General features: G+C 59.5%; 17 protein-coding genes. 9 read left to right on the forward strand and 8 right to left on the reverse strand.

Going from position 1 to position 16,699, the window contains the following annotated elements:
- The first annotated feature begins 137 nt into the window (after nucleotides 1-137).
- Complete coding sequence (locus KGA82_RS20645) at nucleotides 138-1,601, forward strand: glyceraldehyde-3-phosphate dehydrogenase (RefSeq protein WP_008028461.1); 1,464 nt, start codon at nucleotides 138-140, stop codon at nucleotides 1,599-1,601.
- Nucleotides 1,602-1,772: 171 nt separating this feature from the next.
- Here KGA82_RS20645 and KGA82_RS20650 read toward each other — a convergent pair whose 3' ends face one another.
- Nucleotides 1,773-3,071 (reverse strand): MFS transporter, encoded by a 1,299-nt coding sequence (locus KGA82_RS20650; protein WP_008028459.1) that lies wholly within the window; start codon nucleotides 3,069-3,071, stop codon nucleotides 1,773-1,775.
- 118 nt (nucleotides 3,072-3,189) lie between these two features.
- Here KGA82_RS20650 and KGA82_RS20655 point away from each other — a divergent pair, with 118 nt between their 5' ends.
- Complete coding sequence (locus KGA82_RS20655; RefSeq protein WP_008037702.1) at nucleotides 3,190-4,176, forward strand: FAD:protein FMN transferase; 987 nt, start codon at nucleotides 3,190-3,192, stop codon at nucleotides 4,174-4,176.
- Between the two features lie 207 nt (nucleotides 4,177-4,383).
- Nucleotides 4,384-5,778, forward strand: a complete 1,395-nt coding sequence (sthA, locus tag KGA82_RS20660; RefSeq protein ID WP_008028455.1) for a Si-specific NAD(P)(+) transhydrogenase — start codon at nucleotides 4,384-4,386, stop codon at nucleotides 5,776-5,778.
- A 42-nt stretch (nucleotides 5,779-5,820) separates the two neighbouring features.
- Here sthA and KGA82_RS20665 read toward each other — a convergent pair whose 3' ends face one another.
- Together KGA82_RS20665 and KGA82_RS20670 are read right to left on the reverse strand one after the other, a co-directional pair.
- A complete protein-coding gene (locus KGA82_RS20665) occupies nucleotides 5,821-6,543 on the reverse strand; it encodes a glycerophosphodiester phosphodiesterase (protein ID WP_008028453.1) in 723 nt (240 codons plus the stop codon).
- Between the two features lie 14 nt (nucleotides 6,544-6,557).
- Entirely contained in the window at nucleotides 6,558-7,136 is a 579-nt protein-coding gene (locus tag KGA82_RS20670) for a PilZ domain-containing protein (RefSeq protein WP_223452192.1), read from the reverse strand.
- A 94-nt stretch (nucleotides 7,137-7,230) separates the two neighbouring features.
- Between KGA82_RS20670 and KGA82_RS20675 the strand changes: the two genes are divergently transcribed.
- The 3 genes from KGA82_RS20675 (at nucleotide 7,231) to KGA82_RS20685 (ending at nucleotide 10,481) form a co-directional block, all read left to right on the forward strand.
- The gene (locus KGA82_RS20675; protein ID WP_223434359.1) at nucleotides 7,231-8,481 is read left to right on the forward strand and encodes a lipoprotein-releasing ABC transporter permease subunit; all 1,251 of its coding nucleotides are present in this window, start codon (nucleotides 7,231-7,233) and stop codon (nucleotides 8,479-8,481) included.
- Nucleotides 8,482-8,488: 7 nt separating this feature from the next.
- Entirely contained in the window at nucleotides 8,489-9,172 is a 684-nt protein-coding gene (gene lolD, locus KGA82_RS20680; RefSeq protein WP_167362922.1) for a lipoprotein-releasing ABC transporter ATP-binding protein LolD, read from the forward strand.
- A 64-nt stretch (nucleotides 9,173-9,236) separates the two neighbouring features.
- On the forward strand, nucleotides 9,237-10,481 hold the full coding sequence (locus KGA82_RS20685) for a lipoprotein-releasing ABC transporter permease subunit (RefSeq protein WP_008037700.1): 1,245 nt from the start codon (nucleotides 9,237-9,239) through the stop codon (nucleotides 10,479-10,481).
- 138 nt (nucleotides 10,482-10,619) lie between these two features.
- On the opposite strand, the gene KGA82_RS20690 is transcribed toward KGA82_RS20685, so the two are convergent.
- Nucleotides 10,620-11,969: a heavy metal sensor histidine kinase gene (locus KGA82_RS20690; RefSeq protein ID WP_223452200.1), complete on the reverse strand. Its 1,350-nt coding sequence runs from the start codon at nucleotides 11,967-11,969 to the stop codon at nucleotides 10,620-10,622.
- Nucleotides 11,969-12,649 (reverse strand): heavy metal response regulator transcription factor, encoded by a 681-nt coding sequence (locus KGA82_RS20695; RefSeq protein ID WP_008028443.1) that lies wholly within the window; start codon nucleotides 12,647-12,649, stop codon nucleotides 11,969-11,971. The genes KGA82_RS20690 and KGA82_RS20695 overlap by 1 nt, the downstream gene beginning before the upstream one ends.
- Before the next feature lie 155 nt (nucleotides 12,650-12,804).
- Between KGA82_RS20695 and KGA82_RS20700 the strand changes: the two genes are divergently transcribed.
- The gene (locus KGA82_RS20700) at nucleotides 12,805-13,326 is read left to right on the forward strand and encodes a plastocyanin/azurin family copper-binding protein (protein ID WP_223452202.1); all 522 of its coding nucleotides are present in this window, start codon (nucleotides 12,805-12,807) and stop codon (nucleotides 13,324-13,326) included.
- A 61-nt stretch (nucleotides 13,327-13,387) separates the two neighbouring features.
- Nucleotides 13,388-14,218, forward strand: coding sequence for an NADPH-dependent 7-cyano-7-deazaguanine reductase QueF (queF, locus tag KGA82_RS20705; protein ID WP_223452206.1), 831 nt, complete (start codon nucleotides 13,388-13,390; stop codon nucleotides 14,216-14,218).
- Between the two features lie 143 nt (nucleotides 14,219-14,361).
- Here the strand turns inward: queF and KGA82_RS20710 are convergent, their stop codons facing one another.
- Entirely contained in the window at nucleotides 14,362-14,625 is a 264-nt protein-coding gene (locus KGA82_RS20710) for a DUF4404 family protein (RefSeq protein ID WP_223452208.1), read from the reverse strand.
- Between the two features lie 109 nt (nucleotides 14,626-14,734).
- Nucleotides 14,735-15,355 (reverse strand): hypothetical protein, encoded by a 621-nt coding sequence (locus tag KGA82_RS20715; protein WP_008037697.1) that lies wholly within the window; start codon nucleotides 15,353-15,355, stop codon nucleotides 14,735-14,737.
- A gap of 201 nt (nucleotides 15,356-15,556) precedes the next feature.
- Between KGA82_RS20715 and KGA82_RS20720 the strand changes: the two genes are divergently transcribed.
- Nucleotides 15,557-16,246 carry a VacJ family lipoprotein gene (locus KGA82_RS20720; protein ID WP_223452210.1) on the forward strand — a complete coding sequence of 230 codons (690 nt, stop codon included), beginning with the start codon at nucleotides 15,557-15,559 and terminating at the stop codon, nucleotides 16,244-16,246.
- A gap of 62 nt (nucleotides 16,247-16,308) precedes the next feature.
- Here the strand turns inward: KGA82_RS20720 and KGA82_RS20725 are convergent, their stop codons facing one another.
- Nucleotides 16,309-16,608 carry a PilZ domain-containing protein gene (locus KGA82_RS20725; protein WP_008037695.1) on the reverse strand — a complete coding sequence of 100 codons (300 nt, stop codon included), beginning with the start codon at nucleotides 16,606-16,608 and terminating at the stop codon, nucleotides 16,309-16,311.
- Nucleotides 16,609-16,699 lie beyond the last annotated feature (91 nt).

Genomic DNA, 16,699 nt, shown 5'->3' on the forward strand with positions numbered 1-16,699 from the left:
CTGAAAGCCGCGGTTTTACTGGGCTTCGGCGGTGCGTAATTTTTTTGAAGAAGAAATTGTTACGGATCGCACGACAGGCGCGCATTGCTACGAGAGACACTCGGCGGCATAATGTAGCCCCTTTTTTCTGCCCCTACATGTGGAAGGTTCCCGTGACTCAGAAGCCCGACCAGTGTCTTGGTGAATGGATCGACCGTGAAGCACTCGCAGAAGCGATGATTCCGCTTATCGGTCAGCTCTACCGCAATAACAACGTGGTGAGCTCGATCTATGGCCGCAGCCTGATCAACCAGTCTGTCATCGCGATTCTCAAAGCTCACCGCTTTGCTCGCCATCGTTCTTCCGACGATAGCGAACTCTCCGTCCACGAAACATTCCCTCTGCTGAAAGCCATGAGCGAGCTCAAGCTCGGCGCGGCTTCGGTAGATTTGGGCAAGTTGGCGTACAAATTCCGCGTCGAAGGCAATGGCCGTACTGCCGAGCAGTTCGTCCGTGAAGAAATGGCTGAAGTGGTTGGCCAGCAAAACGCCTCCGCTCGCAAAGGCACCGACGTTGTGCTGTACGGCTTCGGTCGTATCGGCCGTCTGCTGGCGCGCATCCTGATCGAAAAAACCGGTGGCGGCGACGGCCTGCGTCTGCGTGCCATCGTGGTGCGCAAGGGCGCCGAGAACGACCTGACCAAGCGCGCCAGCCTGCTGCGCCGCGATTCGGTACATGGTTCGTTCAACGGCACCATCACCATCGATGAAGAAAACAACACCATCACCGCCAACGGCAACCTGATCCAGGTTATCTACGCGAAGAACCCGACTGAAGTGGATTACACCCAGTACGGCATCAAAGACGCGCTGCTGGTGGACAACACCGGTGTATGGCGTGACGCCGACGGCCTGGGCCAGCACTTGGCCTGCCCGGGTATCGACCGCGTTGTTCTGACCGCGCCTGGCAAAGGCAAGCTGAAGAACATCGTTCACGGCATCAACCACGGCGAAATCACCGCTGACGACAAGATCGTTTCGGCTGCTTCCTGCACCACCAACGCCATTGTGCCGGTGCTTAAGGCTGTCAACGACAAGTTCGGCATCGTCAACGGTCACGTTGAAACGGTTCACTCGTACACCAACGACCAGAACCTGATCGACAACTTCCACAAGGGCGATCGCCGTGGCCGTAGCGCCGCGTTGAACATGGTGATCACCGAGACCGGTGCTGCCACCGCTGCTGCCAAGGCTTTGCCTGAGCTGGCCGGCAAGCTGACCGGTAACGCGATCCGTGTTCCGACGCCAAACGTGTCGATGGCCATTCTCAACCTGAACCTTGAGAAAGCCGCCACCCGTGAAGAGATGAACGAGTACCTGCGCTACATGGCGCTGCACTCCGATCTGCACAAGCAAATCGACTTCGTCAATTCGCAGGAAGTGGTCTCCACCGACTTCGTTGGCTCGCGCCACGCTGGCGTTGTGGACGCTGAAGCAACCATCACCCAAGACAACCGCGTTGTTCTGTACGTTTGGTACGACAACGAATTCGGTTACAGCTGCCAGGTGGTTCGCGTGATGGAAGACATGGCTGGTGTAAACCCGCCAGCATTCCCGCGCTAAGCCTTAGCTGCACATGAAAACGCCCCGACTTTGGTCGGGGCGTTTTCATGTGCAGGCTTTTGAGCCGTGTCGCCAGGTCGGGCCTCATCGCTAGCAGGCTAGCTCCCACAGGGGACTTGTGAACGACACAGATCCAATGTAGGAGCGAGGCTTGCCCGCGAAAGCGGTCTGTCAGGCGCCGCCAACCACCGCCGCCTGCGCCGTCCGCAACTCATGCCGGTTACCACGGAACAACACCAGCGTCGCAATCAACCCCAGCACTGCCGCGCCGCTGAGCCAGATCCCCGGCGCAGCCTTGTTATCCAGCACATGAATCAGGTACGTACAGGCTGCCGGCGTAAACCCGCCGAAGGTTGCCGTCGCCAGGCTGTAGGCCAGAGAGAAACCGGTCGTACGAACTTCCACCGGCATGATCTCGGTCAGCGCCACGACCATGGCGCCGTTGTACGAGCCATACAGGAACGACAACCACAACTCGACGATCAGCAAATGGCTGAAGCTCGGGTTCGCCACCAGCCACGACAGGGCAGGGTAGGCGGTGAGAATCGCCAGAATGGTCGCCGCGAGAAGCAGGGGTTTTCGCCCGATCCTGTCGGACACAGCACCCATCACCGGCAGCCAGAAAAAGTTCGACAGGCCGATACAGACCGTCACCAGCAACGCATCCAGATCCGACAGGTGCAGTTCGGCCTTGCCGAAGGTCGGGGTGTAGGCGGTGATCAGGTAGAACGACACCGTGGTCATCACCACCAACGCCATGCCGGCGATGACAATGCCAAAGTTCTGACCGATCGAGTGGACGATTTCCCGCAGGGTAGGGCGGTGTTTTCGTGCCTGGAACTCAGGCGTTTCTTCCAGCGAACGGCGAATCACGAAGATCACCGGCACGATCATGCAGCCGATCAGGAACGGCACGCGCCACCCCCATTCACCCATTTCTTCCGGGCTGAGCCAGTGGTTCAAACCCACCCCCAGCAAGCCGGCAAACACCACCGCCGCTTGCTGACTGGCAGACTGCCAACTGACGAAGAACCCTTTGCGCCCCGGTGTGGAAATCTCCGCGAGATAGACCGACACACCGCCCAGTTCCACGCCGGCAGAGAAACCTTGCAGCAGTCGGCCGAACAGCACGATCAGCGGCGCGGCCACGCCCAGCGTGGCGTAACCCGGCACGCAGGCAATCAGCACCGTGCCGGCCGCCATCATCGCGAGGGTGATGATCAAGCCTTTGCGGCGGCCATGACGGTCGATGTAGGCGCCGAGGAAAATCGCCCCCAAAGGGCGCATCAGGAAGCCGGCACCGAAAGTGGCCAGCGACAGCATCAGGGAAGCGAAAGCGCTGTCGGCGGGGAAGAAGGTTTTGGCGATGGCTGTGGCGTAAAAGCCGTAGACCATGAAGTCGAACATTTCGAGAAAGTTGCCGCTGACAACGCGAAAAATCGCTTTGCCTTTGCCGGTCGTGGAGGACATGTCTGGATACTCACTTTTTAAATCTTGTAAGAAAGCGTTTCGCGTGTGTCCCATAATGGCTGGCGTGCTTTTACTGGGAGATGAAGATTTGTTAACTGGACGTTGGAAGGTGGTTGTGATGCTGGCTGGTGTTTTGGCTGGCTGCGGCAATGGCGATTCCATGGAAAGCGTCGGCGGCCCGACTATGGGAAGCACTTATTCAATCAAATACGTGCGCCATGCCAATCTGCCCGCGCCCGCACAGGTGCGCAGCGAGGTGGAGAAGATCCTCGCCGAGGTCGACAAGCAAATGTCTACCTATCGCAGCGATTCGGACATCGAACGCTTCAACGATCTGCCCGCCAATCGCTGTCAGAAAATGCCCGCGTCCATCCTCAAATTGATCCGCGTTGGTGAGCAACTGTCAGAGCAAAGCGAAGGATCCTACGACCTGACCGTGGAGCCACTGCTCAATCTCTGGGGATTCGGCCCCCGGGCGCGTGAAGAAAAAGTGCCCAATGCCCAAGCGCTTGCCGAGGTGCGGCAGCGAGTCGGTTATCAGCATCTGCGCATCGAAGGCGAACAGTTGTGCAAGGACGCCGCCGTCGAAGTCGACTTCAATAGCATCGCCGCCGGCTACGCCGTCGATACGATTGCCGCAAAACTCGACGCGATGGGCATTCACAACTACCTCGCCGAAGCCACCGGAGAGCTCAAGGCTGCCGGCAAGAAACTTGATGGCTCGCCGTGGCGCATCGCGCTTGAACAACCTCGAGACGATCAGCAAGTTGCAGAACGCATCATCGCGGTCGACGGCTACGGCGTTTCCACTTCCGGCGACTATCGCAACTATTTTCTGCAGGACGGGCGGCGTTATTCCCACACCTTCGATGCTCACACCGGTACGCCGGTCTCACACACGCTGGCGTCAGTCACGGTCATTCATCCTTCAGCGTTGATGGCCGATGGACTATCGACGCTGTTGCTGATTCTCGGTCCTGAACGGGGGTGGGACTATGCCGAAACCCACAACATTGGTGCATTCTTTGTGATTCGTGCCGATACAGGTTTCGTCATACGTACCAATCAGGCTTTTGAGCGTCTCAGTGGCGGTAAAACCGAATGATTACGGTGATGCACGCATTGAAAACTGGCGTTGTAGTGCAGGCAAAAGTAGCCTACGACGCGACCAAGGGTTAATGTGCGCGGCGTTGACGCTTCTATAGACTGTGTCCGGGTTCTGCACTGGCCCCAAATTGTTCCTTCACGCCGCAGATCGGCGTGATTTAGCCGCAGGTGCCGAGAGCGCCGCGGCCTGTTCTGAGGAGTATGCATGGCTGTCTACAACTACGACGTGGTGGTGCTGGGTTCCGGCCCGGCGGGAGAAGGCGCGGCAATGAACGCCGCCAAAGCAGGGCGCAAGGTGGCGATGGTCGATAGTCGTCGCCAGGTTGGCGGCAACTGCACCCACCTGGGCACCATCCCGTCCAAGGCACTGCGTCACTCCGTCCGGCAGATCATGCAGTTCAACACCAACCCGATGTTCCGGGCCATTGGTGAACCGCGCTGGTTCTCGTTCCCGGACGTGCTGAAAAGCGCCGAGAAAGTTATTTCCAAACAAGTCGCTTCGCGCACCGGCTACTACGCCCGTAACCGCGTCGACGTGTTCTTCGGCACCGGCAGCTTCGCCGACGAGCAAACCATCGAAGTGGTCTGCGCCAACGGTGTAGTTGAAAAACTGGTGGCCAAGCACATCATCATCGCCACCGGCTCGCGTCCTTATCGTCCGGCGGACATCGATTTCCATCACCCGCGTATCTACGATAGCGACACCATCCTCAGCCTCGGCCACACCCCGCGCAAACTCATCGTTTACGGCGCCGGCGTGATCGGTTGCGAATACGCGTCGATCTTCAGTGGTCTGGGCGTACTGGTTGAGCTGGTAGACAACCGCGGTCAGTTGTTGAGCTTCCTCGACTCGGAAATCTCCCAGGCGCTGAGCTACCACTTCAGCAACAACAACATCACGGTTCGCCACAACGAAGACTACGACCGCGTCGAAGGCGTGGACAACGGCGTGATCCTGCACCTCAAGTCCGGCAAGAAGATCAAGGCCGACGCCTTGCTCTGGTGCAACGGTCGTACCGGCAACACCGATCAGTTGGGTCTGGAAAACATCGGCGTCAAGGTCAACAGCCGTGGCCAGATCGAAGTCGACGAAGCCTACCGCACCTGCGTGCCGAACATTTACGGCGCCGGTGACGTGATTGGCTGGCCGAGCCTGGCCAGTGCCGCACACGACCAGGGCCGTTCGGCCGCTGGCAGCATCGTCGACAACGGCAGCTGGCGCTTCGTCAACGACGTACCGACCGGCATCTACACCATTCCGGAGATCAGCTCGATCGGCAAGAACGAGCAGGAGCTGACTCAGGCCAAAGTGCCGTACGAAGTGGGCAAGGCGTTCTTCAAGGGCATGGCGCGTGCGCAGATCGCCGGCGAGCCTCAGGGCATGCTGAAGATCCTGTTCCACCGCGAAACGCTGGAAGTGCTGGGCGTGCACTGCTTCGGTTATCAGGCGTCGGAGATCGTGCACATCGGTCAGGCGATCATGAACCAGCCGGGCGAGCTGAATACGCTGAAGTACTTCGTCAACACCACGTTCAACTACCCGACCATGGCCGAAGCCTATCGGGTAGCGGCGTACGATGGCCTCAACCGGCTTTTTTGAGCGGCTCCGGCCGGTGGCCTGAGCCGGCCGGGGAGACCGATTTCAGCAATTCTCGAGCGTGGCGGTGGCCAAACCGGGAAAGTCTGTAATCAGGCTGTCAACGCCGAAGTCGGCGAGTCTGCGCATCAGCGCGGGCTCGTTGACTGTCCACACCGACACATGCAACCCCTGTCGCTGTGCCTTCTCCAGGCGCTCCGGCGTGCACAGGGTCCAGTTCAGCGCCAGAATCTCACAGCCATAGCTTGCCGCGACCTTCAACGGGTCGAGCCAGGCGTACTCGGCTACCAATCCGCGGGACACGTCCGGCACCAGGTCCAGCGCGGCTTTCAGTACTTCGCGCGAGCTTGAAGTGATGGTCACCTTGTCGAGCAGGCCGTGACGTACAGCCATTTCACGAATCGCCAGGACGGTGGTCGCGGCGCGGGTGCGTGAAGCGCTTTTGACTTCCAGCTGCCAGTGTTCGAAATCGCATTTCTCGAACAACTCTTCCAGCGTAGGAATAGGGCACGGCTTGATCCAGCCCGGTCCGCCCTTGCGCGCGTCGTAGGTCACCAGCTCGGCGGCCGTGTGCTCGACCACCTTGCCGCGTCGGTCGGTGGTGCGCTTGAGCGTTGGGTCGTGGATGACCATCAGCTCGCCGTCCATGGACAGGTGCAGGTCCAGCTCGCAACGGCGCACGCCGTGCTTGAGGCATTGCTGAAAGCTGTTCAGCGTGTTTTCCGGTGCTTCGCCCTTGGCGCCGCGATGGCCGTAGATGAGGGTCACGGTTCTTCCTTAAATTAATTGCCTGATTCGTTTTCGCGGGCCAGGCGTCGTTCCTGGGCCTGCTTTTGCAGAATGTAGCGGGCCAGCAGTTGGCGCTGGGCATCGGTCGGGCGTTCGAACTCGGTACCGATGTCAAAGCCGTCGCCCTTGCGGTCGCAATGGGTGACGCGCGCCCGAAGCAACAGGCCGAGGGCTTGTGGCATCAACACCAGTTTCACCGACAAGTGAGTGCCTTCAGCGATAGCGGTCGGATTCTGGAAGTCGATGCCGCCTTCCGAGATGATCACTGGCTGCGGCTCGCCGATCTGCCCAAGCACGGTGATGGCGATCACCTGGCTGAGCAGATCGATGCGTTTGTTCTGGGATTTCAGGAACGCCGCGAGGGTGCGGTCGCGTTCACTGATCTGGCGCAGCAGGTGTTGCGACTCGAATTCGCTCAGGTGCAATTCGCTGAGCAGGTTGAAGAGTGGGGAAGCATCCTGCAACACTTCCTGGCCTGCGGCTTCGGGAGCGGACAGGGGCCGAATTTCCAGTGCGATCGTGTCCTCGATACGGTAGTATTCGCGGCGATCTTCTTCATCTAATGTCGACATGGCGAACCCATGGTAGCGGCGGTGGTCTGAGTGTAAAGCTGGTTATCGACCCCCGCCACAAGGACGTTCCTTTTCCCTCCGAACAAGCCCCGACATGTTCAGACCTCTCTTCGTATTTATTGGCACGCGTTATACCCGTGCAAAGCGTCGCAATCATTTTGTGTCGTTCATTTCCCTGACTTCGATCATCGGTCTTGCCCTCGGCGTGATCGTGATGATCGTCGTGCTGTCGGTCATGAACGGCTTCGATCATGAGATGCGCACGCGCGTGTTGGGCATGGTGCCCCACGCGACCATCGAGTCCGGTGAGCCGATCAGCGACTGGCAGGGCCTCGCCGCCAAGGTCAAGCAGAACCCGCAAGTAACGGCCGTGGCGCCGTTTACCCAGATGCAGGGATTGCTGACCAATAACGGTAAGGTCTCCAAGGTGCTGCTCAATGCCATCGACCCGGCGCTGGAACGCCAGGTGTCGATCATTGACAAGTTCATGCTGCAGGGCAAACTCGACGACCTCGCGCCCGGCAGTTTCGGCATCGTCATCGGCGACAAGGCGGCCGCCAAGCTCGGCGCGGCCATCGGCGACAAGCTGACCTTTGTGGCGCCGGAAGTCACCGTGACCCCGGCCGGCATGTTCCCGCGCATGAAACGCTTTACCGTGGTCGGCATCTTCCATGTCGGCGCCGGTGAAATCGACGGTTACCTGGGCGTCACCAATCTGCAGGATCTGGCGAAGCTGCACCGCTGGAAACCGGATCAGGTGCAGGGCATCCGCCTGAAGTTCGACGACCTGTTCCAGGCGCCACGCACCGCGTGGAACATCGCCCAGCAGCTCGGTGAAGACCATTTCTACGCCCGCGACTGGACCCGCACCCACGGCAATCTGTATCAGGCGATCCGCATGGAAAAAGCCATGATCGGTCTGCTGTTGCTGCTGATCGTTGCCGTGGCCGCGTTCAACATCATTTCCACGCTGGTGATGGTGGTGAACGACAAGAAGGGCGACATCGCCATTCTGCGTACCCTCGGCGCCACGCCGGGTTCGATCATGGCGATCTTCATGGTGCAGGGCACGGTCATCGGCGTGGTCGGTACGCTGATCGGCGCCGTGGTCGGGATCTTCGCCGCGCTGAACGTCAGCGCCGCGATCTCGCTGCTCGAAGGCCTGATCGGACACAAGTTCCTCAACGCCGACGTGTACTTCATCGATTACCTGCCGTCGCAAGTGCAGAGCCAGGATGTGTTGATGGTCTGCGCCGCCGCGTTGGTCCTGAGTTTCCTCGCCACCCTGTATCCAGCCTGGCGTGCCGCGCGCACCCAGCCTGCGGAGGCGCTACGTTATGAGTGAGTCGGGCATGAGTGATAAAGCAATCTTGAGCTGCCGCAACCTGGGCAAATCCTACGAGGAAGGCCCGGAATCGGTAGAAGTGTTGGCCGGTCTGCAACTGGAGCTGCATCCGGGTGAGCGCGTGGCGATTGTCGGCACCTCGGGTTCGGGCAAAAGTACTTTGCTCAACCTGCTGGGCGGTCTCGATACGCCGACCAAGGGCAGCGTCTGGCTCGACGGCGAAGAGCTGTCGGCACTCAGCGAGAAGAATCGCGGCCTGTTGCGCAATCGGTCGCTGGGTTTCGTTTACCAGTTCCACCATTTGCTGCCGGAATTCACTGCGCTGGAAAACGTCTGCATGCCGTTGCTGATCGGCAAGACCGCGATCCCGGAAGCGCGTCAGCGTGCGACGGCGTTGCTGGAGCGGGTAGGGCTGGGCCATCGCCTGGAGCACAAACCGGCGGAATTGTCCGGTGGCGAACGTCAACGCGTGGCCATCGCCCGCGCGCTGGTGAACAAGCCAGGGCTGGTGATGCTCGACGAGCCGACCGGTAACCTCGACTCCCACACCGCCCAGGGTATTCAGGATTTGATGCTGGAACTCAGCACCTCGATGCGCACGGCGTTCCTGGTGGTGACTCACGACATGAACCTGGCTCGCCAGATGGATCGCGTCCTGCATTTGCAGGAAGGTTGCCTGACGCCTATCTGATTGGCCGAAACCCGATGTCTGAAAAGACGTCGGGTCTTTTTGTTTTTATACGGTGCCCCAGCGAATGTTCAGACCGTTATCGATCTTTATCGGCACGCGCTATACCCGCGCCAAGCGCCGCAATCGCTTTGTTTCGTTCATCTCGATGACCTCGATGATCGGCCTCGCCCTCGGTGTGCTGGCGATGATCGTGGTGTTGTCGGTCATGAACGGCTTCCAGCGCGAAATGAGCTCGCGCATCCTCGGCATGGTGCCTCACGCGACCATCGTCGGCGTGAACCCGATCGACGATTGGCAGCCGGTGGCCGACGCCGCGATGAAAAACCCGGAAGTGACCGCCGCCGTACCGTTCACCGAGATGGAAGGCATGCTTTCCTATAAAGGCACGATGCAGCCGATCCAGGTCAGTGGCGTCGATCCTGCGCTGGAAGGCAAGGTCTCGATCGTTGCCCAGCACATCGTCCAGGGGCGTCTCGATGCCTTGAAACCGGGCGAGTTCGGTGTGGTGATCGGTGAGATCACGGCACGACGTTTCCGCTTGAATGTCGGTGACAAGATCACCCTGATCGTGCCGGAAGTCAGCACCGCACCGGGCGGGATCACCCCGCGCATGCAGCGGCTGAATGTGGTGGGCGTGTTCAAGGTCGGCGCTGAGCTGGACGGCTCCATGGCGCTGATCCACGTTGCAGATGCCGCGCAGATGCAGCATTGGGAACCGAATCAGGTGCAGAGCGTGCGTCTGGCGGTGAAGGATTTGTACGCGGCGCCGAAGGTCTCCAGCGATATCGCTGGCGGCTTGGGCACGGCGTACAAGGCTGACGACTGGACTCACACCCAGGGCAGCCTGTTCAGCGCGATGAAGATGGAAAAAACCATGATCGGCCTGCTGTTGCTGATGATCGTTGCGGTGGCAGCGTTCAACATCATCGCGACCTTGATCATGGTGGTGAACGACAAGGGCGCGGACATCGCGATCCTGCGTACCATTGGCGCCACGCCACGGCAGATCATGGCGATCTTCATGGTCCAGGGCACGGTGATTGGCGTGGTCGGCACCTTGATCGGTGGCGTGCTCGGCGTGATTGCCGCGCTGAACGTCAGTGAGCTGGTGGGCTGGGTGGAGCGGGTCAGTGGGCAGCACATCTTCAGTTCTGACGTGTATTTCGTCAGCAACCTGCCTTCGGAATTGCAGGGTGGGGATGTGTTGTTGATTTGCTCTGCGGGGTTTGTGTTGAGCTTCCTCGCCACGGTTTACCCGGCGTGGCGGGCGGCGAAGATCGAGCCGGCTCACGCGTTGCGGTATTCGTAGGCCGTTACACCGCTTTCGCGGGCAAGTCGGGGCGCCGCACCGCTCGCTCCTACAGGTTTTATTGCGTCGATACAAAACCTGTAGGAGCGAGCGGTGCGGCGACCCGACTTGCCCGCGAAGGGGCCGGACCTGCTGGCCTCAATCCCCCTTCGGCAACTCAATCACAAACCGCGTCCACCCATTCTCCGATTCGCAACGAATCTGCCCGCCATGGGCCCGAATGATCGACTGGGTAATCGCCAACCCCAACCCCGCATGTTCACTGCTGCCTTCCTGTCGCGCCGGATCTGCGCGGTAGAAGCGATCAAACAAACGCGGCAGTAATGCCCCGTCAATGCCTTCGCCGCTGTTCTCGACCGTCAGACTCAAACCTTCAGGCCGCTCGATAATCCGCACCCGGACCTCACCTTCGGCCGGCGTGAATCGCAGCGCGTTATCCAGCAAATTCGAAAGTGCCCGACGCAACATGCTCCGGTCTCCCTCCAGGCGCGCGTTGCCTTCGCGGCTCAACGTCACCTGGGCGTCTTCGGCCAATGGCGCAAAAAACTCCAGCAACACATCCGCTTCTTCCGCCAATTCCAAGGGTTCACGTTTGGGCATCAGCAACCCGTGATCAGCCTTGGCCAGGTACAACATGTCGTTGACCAGTTGCGCCATCCATTGCAGTTCTTCGAGGTTGCTGTGCAGTGCTTCGCGGTAATCCTCAAGGGGGCGTGGGCGGGTGAGGGTGACCTGGGTGTGGGTCAGCAAATTTGACAGGGGGGTGCGCAGTTCATGGGCGATGTCGGCAGAAAACGCCGAGAGTCGCTGAAATGAGTCGTCGAGGCGTCCGAGCATGGCGTTGAAGTTGTGGGCCATTTCCGCAAGTTCGGGCGGCATGTTCTCTTCGGGCAGTCGGGCGTTCAGCGACTGCGCGGAAACGCCACTGGCGATTGCACTCATGCGCCGTAACGGACGCAGCCCGCTACGCGCCGCCCAGGCACCCAGCAGCGCAGTCGCCAGGGCCGACAAACCGACGGTCAGCCAGATCAAGTGCTGCATGCGCTGCAGAAAGTGCTGGTGGTGGGTGATGTCCAGCAGCAGGGTCAATTGCGGTGAGTCAGGCTTGTCGACAAACAACGGCGCATTGAGGACGCGGTAGTCGGTGCCGTCGTCGTTCATGGTCGACAAACCCGGCCTCTGCGGAAGTTTATCGGGCAGGCTCGGGGCGCTGTCGTACCAGCGCTTGCCGTCGCTGCCGGAAATGCGCAGGGACAAATCAGCCTGGCGGTTCAATTCATCCGCCAGTCTGACTTCGCTTTCACTGGACTGAAGATCGTGAAGCGCCCGGCGCAAACCAATGAGCTTGCCGTCCAGCAATTGCTGGTCCAGTTCAACGAAATGTGCCTCGCTGGCTCGACTGAACAACACGCCCGCGAACAACGAAACCACGGCGGTGCAAGCTGCAAACAGCAGCGCCAGACGGCTGCTCAATGAAAGTCGGCGCATCAGGCCGGGCGCTCTTCGAGGACATAACCCATGCCGCGCACGGTATGGATCAACTTGTTCGGAAACTCGTCGTCGATTTTCAGGCGTAAACGGCGGATGGCGACTTCGATGACATTGGTGTCGCTGTCGAAATTCATGTCCCAGACCTGGGACGCGATCAGCGATTTGGGCAGCACTTCGCCCTGACGGCGCAGGAGCATTTCGAGCAGGGCGAACTCCTTGGCGGTCAGGTCGATGCGTTGGCCACTGCGTTCGACGCGCCGGCGGATCAGATCCAGGCGCAAATCGGCCAGTTGCAGGCTGGTTTCCTGCGGCGTGGTGCTGCCGCGACGCAACAGGCTGCGAACCCGGGCCAGCAGTTCGGAGAAGGCGAACGGCTTGACCAGATAATCGTCGGCGCCCAGTTCGAGGCCGTGAACCCGGTCTTCCACCGCGTCTCGCGCGGTCAGAAACAGGACTGGCGTGTCGAGGCCTGCGCTGCGCACTGCCTGGAGGATTTGCCAGCCGTCGCGACCGGGCAACATCACATCGAGGATCAACAGCGCGTAGTCACCGCTCAATGCCAATTGCTGGCCAGTGTCGCCGTCGGCCACCAGTTCGGTGTTGAACCCGGCTTCGGTCAGGCCCTGACGCAGGTAATGGCCGGTTTTCGGTTGGTCTTCGACGATCAGCAGTTTCATGGGCGACTCGAGGCAAATGGAACGAACGCTTTATACCGTGGGCAGCGGTTGTGCAGGTCAACCTGACAAAGTTGTAATCTGGCTGTCAGGTTACGGGCAGTGGCCGCAGTTTAGTGTTTTCCACAGGCTGAACTTTATCTTGTTGGAGTATGACTATGTTTTTGCGCAAACCCCTGGTGCTGGCTGCGTGCCTGCTGGTGCTGAGTTCGCCGGTGTGGGCATCGCCGGCGCACACCTACGACTTCGGGCAACCGGCCCCGGCTGCCAAGGCGACCCGCAGCGTTGAAGTGGTGATGGGCGATATGTCGTTCACCCCAAAGGCCATCGATATCAAGGCCGGTGAGACAGTTCGCTTTGTGCTGGTGAATAAAGGCCAGTTGCTGCACGAATTCAACCTCGGTGACGCGGCGATGCATGCAAAACATCAGCAGGAAATGATGAAGATGCAGCAGAGCGGCATGCTTACGCCTACAGGGATGAAGGAAATGGACCACGGCGCGATGGCGGGAATGGATCATGGTATGAAACACGATGACCCCAATAGCGTGCTGGTCGAGCCGGGCAAAACCGCCGAACTGACCTGGACCTTCACCAAGGCCACCAACCTGGAATTTGCCTGCAATATTCCAGGTCACTATCAGGCTGGCATGGTCGGTAAACTGACAGTCAGTCAGTAAGCACTCTAAGGCGCGAGCAAAGGCTGGTAGAATCCGCTGATTCTTCAGTCAGGTTTCCGCCATGCATCCCGCAGCCGAACACTCGCCGCTGGGTAAATCCAGCGAATACATCGCCACTTACACGCCGTCCTTGCTGTTTCCGATCCCGCGCACCGCGAAATGGGCCGAGTTGGGGCTGACGGCTGAAACCCTGCCGTATAAAGGCGTGGATTTCTGGAACTGCTTCGAGCTGTCGTGGCTGTTGCCGTCCGGTAAACCCGTGGTGGCGATCGGCGAATTCTGCATCCCGGCGGATTCGCCGAATATCATCGAATCCAAGTCGTTCAAGCTGTATCTGAACTCGTTGAATCAGACTCCGTTTGCCGATATCGCAAGCCTTGAAGCGACGCTGGTGAACGACCTGTCCGCTGCGGCAGGCAAGTCGGTCGGCGTGCGGGTTCGCCGCCTGAAAGACGTTGAAGCCGAAGGCGTCGTGGCGTTGCCGGGTGTGTGCATCGATGACTTGGACATCAGCGTTAGCAACTATGAGCATCCGCGTCCGGAGCTGCTGCGTTGTGATGATTCGCGCATCGTCGAGGAGAGCGTGCACAGTCATTTGCTCAAATCCAACTGCCCGGTGACCAGTCAGCCGGACTGGGGCAGCGTGGTGGTGGAATACCGTGGCGCGGCGCTGGATCACGCGAGTCTGCTGGAGTACATCGTGAGCTTCCGTCAGCACTCGGACTTCCATGAGCAATGCGTGGAGCGGATCTTCCTCGACCTGCAACGGTTGCTGAAGCCGGAGAAATTGACGGTGTATGCGCGGTATGTGCGTCGCGGCGGGTTGGACATCAACCCGTATCGCAGCACTGAAGACGTGCAACTGCCGAACCATCGCCTGGTCCGACAGTAACATCTGTAGGAGCCCGGCTTGCTGGCGATGGCGTTTTTGAGACCGCTATCGCCGGCAAGCCGGGCTCCTACAAAAGCACAGCGAGTTACCACGCAATAAAAAGCCCCGCTATCACTAGCGGGGCTTTTTTGTATCTGGCGGGTTCAGATCCCCATGCTGACCAGGGATTGCACAATGTTGCGCAAGGTGCCGGCAATGGCGGGGTGTTCAAGTTCAAAGCGTTCGACGGCCAGGTTTACGCCATCGGCGAGGCTGGAGTCCTGGGTTTTGGTTTCGAGCTCAAGCTCAAGTTCGATTTGTTTCATCAGCGCATGCAGGTCTTCGCGCTCGGCTTCGGTCAGCGGAGGATTCTGTTCCAATTGCTCGCGCAGGGCATTGAGCTGTTGTTGCAGTTCGCGGGCAGGCATGGCGTTCTTCCTTTTATCGATAGGCACTGGCATAGACCGTGGCAGCGCGCCAAAGGTCTATGGCTGACCTTTAGATTAATCCACTCGCGCGCAACCTGCATGATCTCGATCAGGGCTTTTCACCCTTGAGCCGACGCAGGCTGATGTCGGCCAGGCAGGTGTCGAGTTCGCCGAGGTGATCGATCACCGAATGCACGCCCAGGCCGAACAATTGCACGGTGGCCTTGCCGCGCAGGTGTTCGCGTTCCTTTTGGCTCAAGGCCTGCCATTCGCTGGGCGCCAGCCCGCAGAGCGAGCCGCAGGAGGCCAGGCCGATTGTCCACAACCCGGCATTCAGGCCCGATTGCAGCAATCGTGGTTCGCCACTGACCAGCACGCAACCATCCAGTTGCCCGACATTCAGCGCCATCAAGGCTTGCCAGCATGCATTCGGTGCTGGCCACGGATTGATTGTTGCGGGGTGTTGCGACGGCTTGACCCAGTCGGGCAGGGCGGCGGCCAGCGAGAGGCTCAATGCGGGAGGAAGTTCGTCGAGCCAGGCACAGGGAATCTGTTGGCGCTGCAAACTGTGCAGGCTGTCCAGAGCGCCAGGTGTGACTTCGGCATGCTCGGCGCAATGGTCGCCGTGCTGGCGCGTGCGGGCGCCGAAGTCCACCAGGCAACCGCTGAGGCCAAACAGGACGGCGGTCAGGCTAGGGGCGGCGAGGGGCAAGGTTTCGGCGTGCGGCATGTCAACATCCCTGAAATAGCGTCAAGGCTATGCGCCGCCGGTGACAGTTGAGTGACATGGATGTGAATCGCTCACAGTCATGGCGAATCATCCGTAGGCCATCACGCACGATGCTGCCTAAAGCGGCTTTTCCGTCTTATACTAGCCAGCTTAATGCCCGGGCCAAGATGCTCGTGCCAGTACAAACCAAGGAGTTTTTCTATGCGCTGGAGCAATCATCTAGCTCAGCTGTGTGTGTGCGCCAGTGTGTTGCTGGCTCCGTTCGCTGCCCAGGCAGCCACGGAAGAGGACCCTTGGGAAAGCATCAACCGTCCGATCTACAAGTTCAACGACGTGCTCGACACCTATGCGCTGAAGCCTCTGGCGCAGGGCTACCAGTTCGTGACCCCGCAATTTCTCGAAGACGGCATCCACAACATGTTCCGCAACGTCGGTGATGTCACCAACCTTGCCAATAACATCTTGCAGGCCAAACCGGCTGCTGCCGGCGTCGACACCGCACGCCTGATCTTCAACACCACCTTCGGCCTGCTGGGCTTCTTCGATGTGGGCACCAAGATGGGCTTGAACCGCAGCGACGAAGACTTCGGTCAGACGTTGGGCTATTGGGGTGTAGGAAGCGGCCCGTACGTGATGCTGCCGTTGCTGGGCCCAAGCACTCTGCGTGATGCGCCTGCCAAGTTTGTCGATGGCTACACCGGCCCATACCCGTACATCCATGACGTACCGGTGCGTAACTCGATCTTCGCCCTGAACGTCGTCGACACCCGCGCCAGCCTGCTGTCGGCCGAGAAGCTGATCAGCGGCGACAAGTACACCTTCATCCGCAATGCGTACTTGCAGAACCGCGAGTTCAAAGTCAAAGACGGTCAGGTCGAAGACGATTTTTGATCTCGACCGGTAAAAACGAAGAAGGCGGCCTGATGGCCGCCTTTTTTGGTTTTGGATCCGGGTTATTTCATTTTCAAGATTGTAAGGCCGAGTTTCTGACTGGCGCCGTCCTGTTCTTTAACCCGGACCACCTCAGTGTCGGCTTCGAGCCCTTTGAGTGCCGCATGATCGGAGTCGATCCGCACGCTGAGCCGGTCGCCGACCTTGAACCGACGCGGTGCCTCAACCTGCATGCCACTGCTGGAAAGGTCGATGCAGACGGCTGCAACTTCGTCCCCTTCATGAATCAGCGCGACATCAGCATCGACTCGCATGCGGATGAAATCACGCTTTTCGCTGTAGTCCCGTTCGGTTTGGCTCATGGGCTTCATCCTTCCATTGGGTTACGGTTTTATCAGTTCTTATAACTCTCGGTGATTTGACAAGTAAAGACGTCAAGCGACCATCGGCGTG

Origin of the sequence: Pseudomonas sp. BF-RE-22 (assembly GCF_019956155.1) — a bacterium.
Taxonomy (GTDB): domain Bacteria; phylum Pseudomonadota; class Gammaproteobacteria; order Pseudomonadales; family Pseudomonadaceae; genus Aquipseudomonas; species Aquipseudomonas migulae.

Coding starts and splice junctions, on each gene's coding strand:
- KGA82_RS20720 (WP_223452210.1), top strand. CDS start 15,557: ATGCGCTGGAGCAATCATCTAGCTCAGCTGTGTGTGTGCGCCAGTGTG.
- KGA82_RS20675 (WP_223434359.1), top strand. CDS start 7,231: ATGTTCAGACCTCTCTTCGTATTTATTGGCACGCGTTATACCCGTGCA.
- KGA82_RS20700 (WP_223452202.1), top strand. CDS start 12,805: ATGTTTTTGCGCAAACCCCTGGTGCTGGCTGCGTGCCTGCTGGTGCTG.
- KGA82_RS20670 (WP_223452192.1), bottom strand. CDS start 7,136: ATGTCGACATTAGATGAAGAAGATCGCCGCGAATACTACCGTATCGAG.
- sthA (WP_008028455.1), top strand. CDS start 4,384: ATGGCTGTCTACAACTACGACGTGGTGGTGCTGGGTTCCGGCCCGGCG.
- KGA82_RS20645 (WP_008028461.1), top strand. CDS start 138: ATGTGGAAGGTTCCCGTGACTCAGAAGCCCGACCAGTGTCTTGGTGAA.
- KGA82_RS20690 (WP_223452200.1), bottom strand. CDS start 11,969: ATGCGCCGACTTTCATTGAGCAGCCGTCTGGCGCTGCTGTTTGCAGCT.
- KGA82_RS20725 (WP_008037695.1), bottom strand. CDS start 16,608: ATGAGCCAAACCGAACGGGACTACAGCGAAAAGCGTGATTTCATCCGC.
- lolD (WP_167362922.1), top strand. CDS start 8,489: ATGAGTGATAAAGCAATCTTGAGCTGCCGCAACCTGGGCAAATCCTAC.
- KGA82_RS20685 (WP_008037700.1), top strand. CDS start 9,237: ATGTTCAGACCGTTATCGATCTTTATCGGCACGCGCTATACCCGCGCC.
- KGA82_RS20655 (WP_008037702.1), top strand. CDS start 3,190: ATGCTGGCTGGTGTTTTGGCTGGCTGCGGCAATGGCGATTCCATGGAA.
- queF (WP_223452206.1), top strand. CDS start 13,388: ATGCATCCCGCAGCCGAACACTCGCCGCTGGGTAAATCCAGCGAATAC.
- KGA82_RS20695 (WP_008028443.1), bottom strand. CDS start 12,649: ATGAAACTGCTGATCGTCGAAGACCAACCGAAAACCGGCCATTACCTG.
- KGA82_RS20650 (WP_008028459.1), bottom strand. CDS start 3,071: ATGTCCTCCACGACCGGCAAAGGCAAAGCGATTTTTCGCGTTGTCAGC.
- KGA82_RS20710 (WP_223452208.1), bottom strand. CDS start 14,625: ATGCCTGCCCGCGAACTGCAACAACAGCTCAATGCCCTGCGCGAGCAA.
- KGA82_RS20715 (WP_008037697.1), bottom strand. CDS start 15,355: ATGCCGCACGCCGAAACCTTGCCCCTCGCCGCCCCTAGCCTGACCGCC.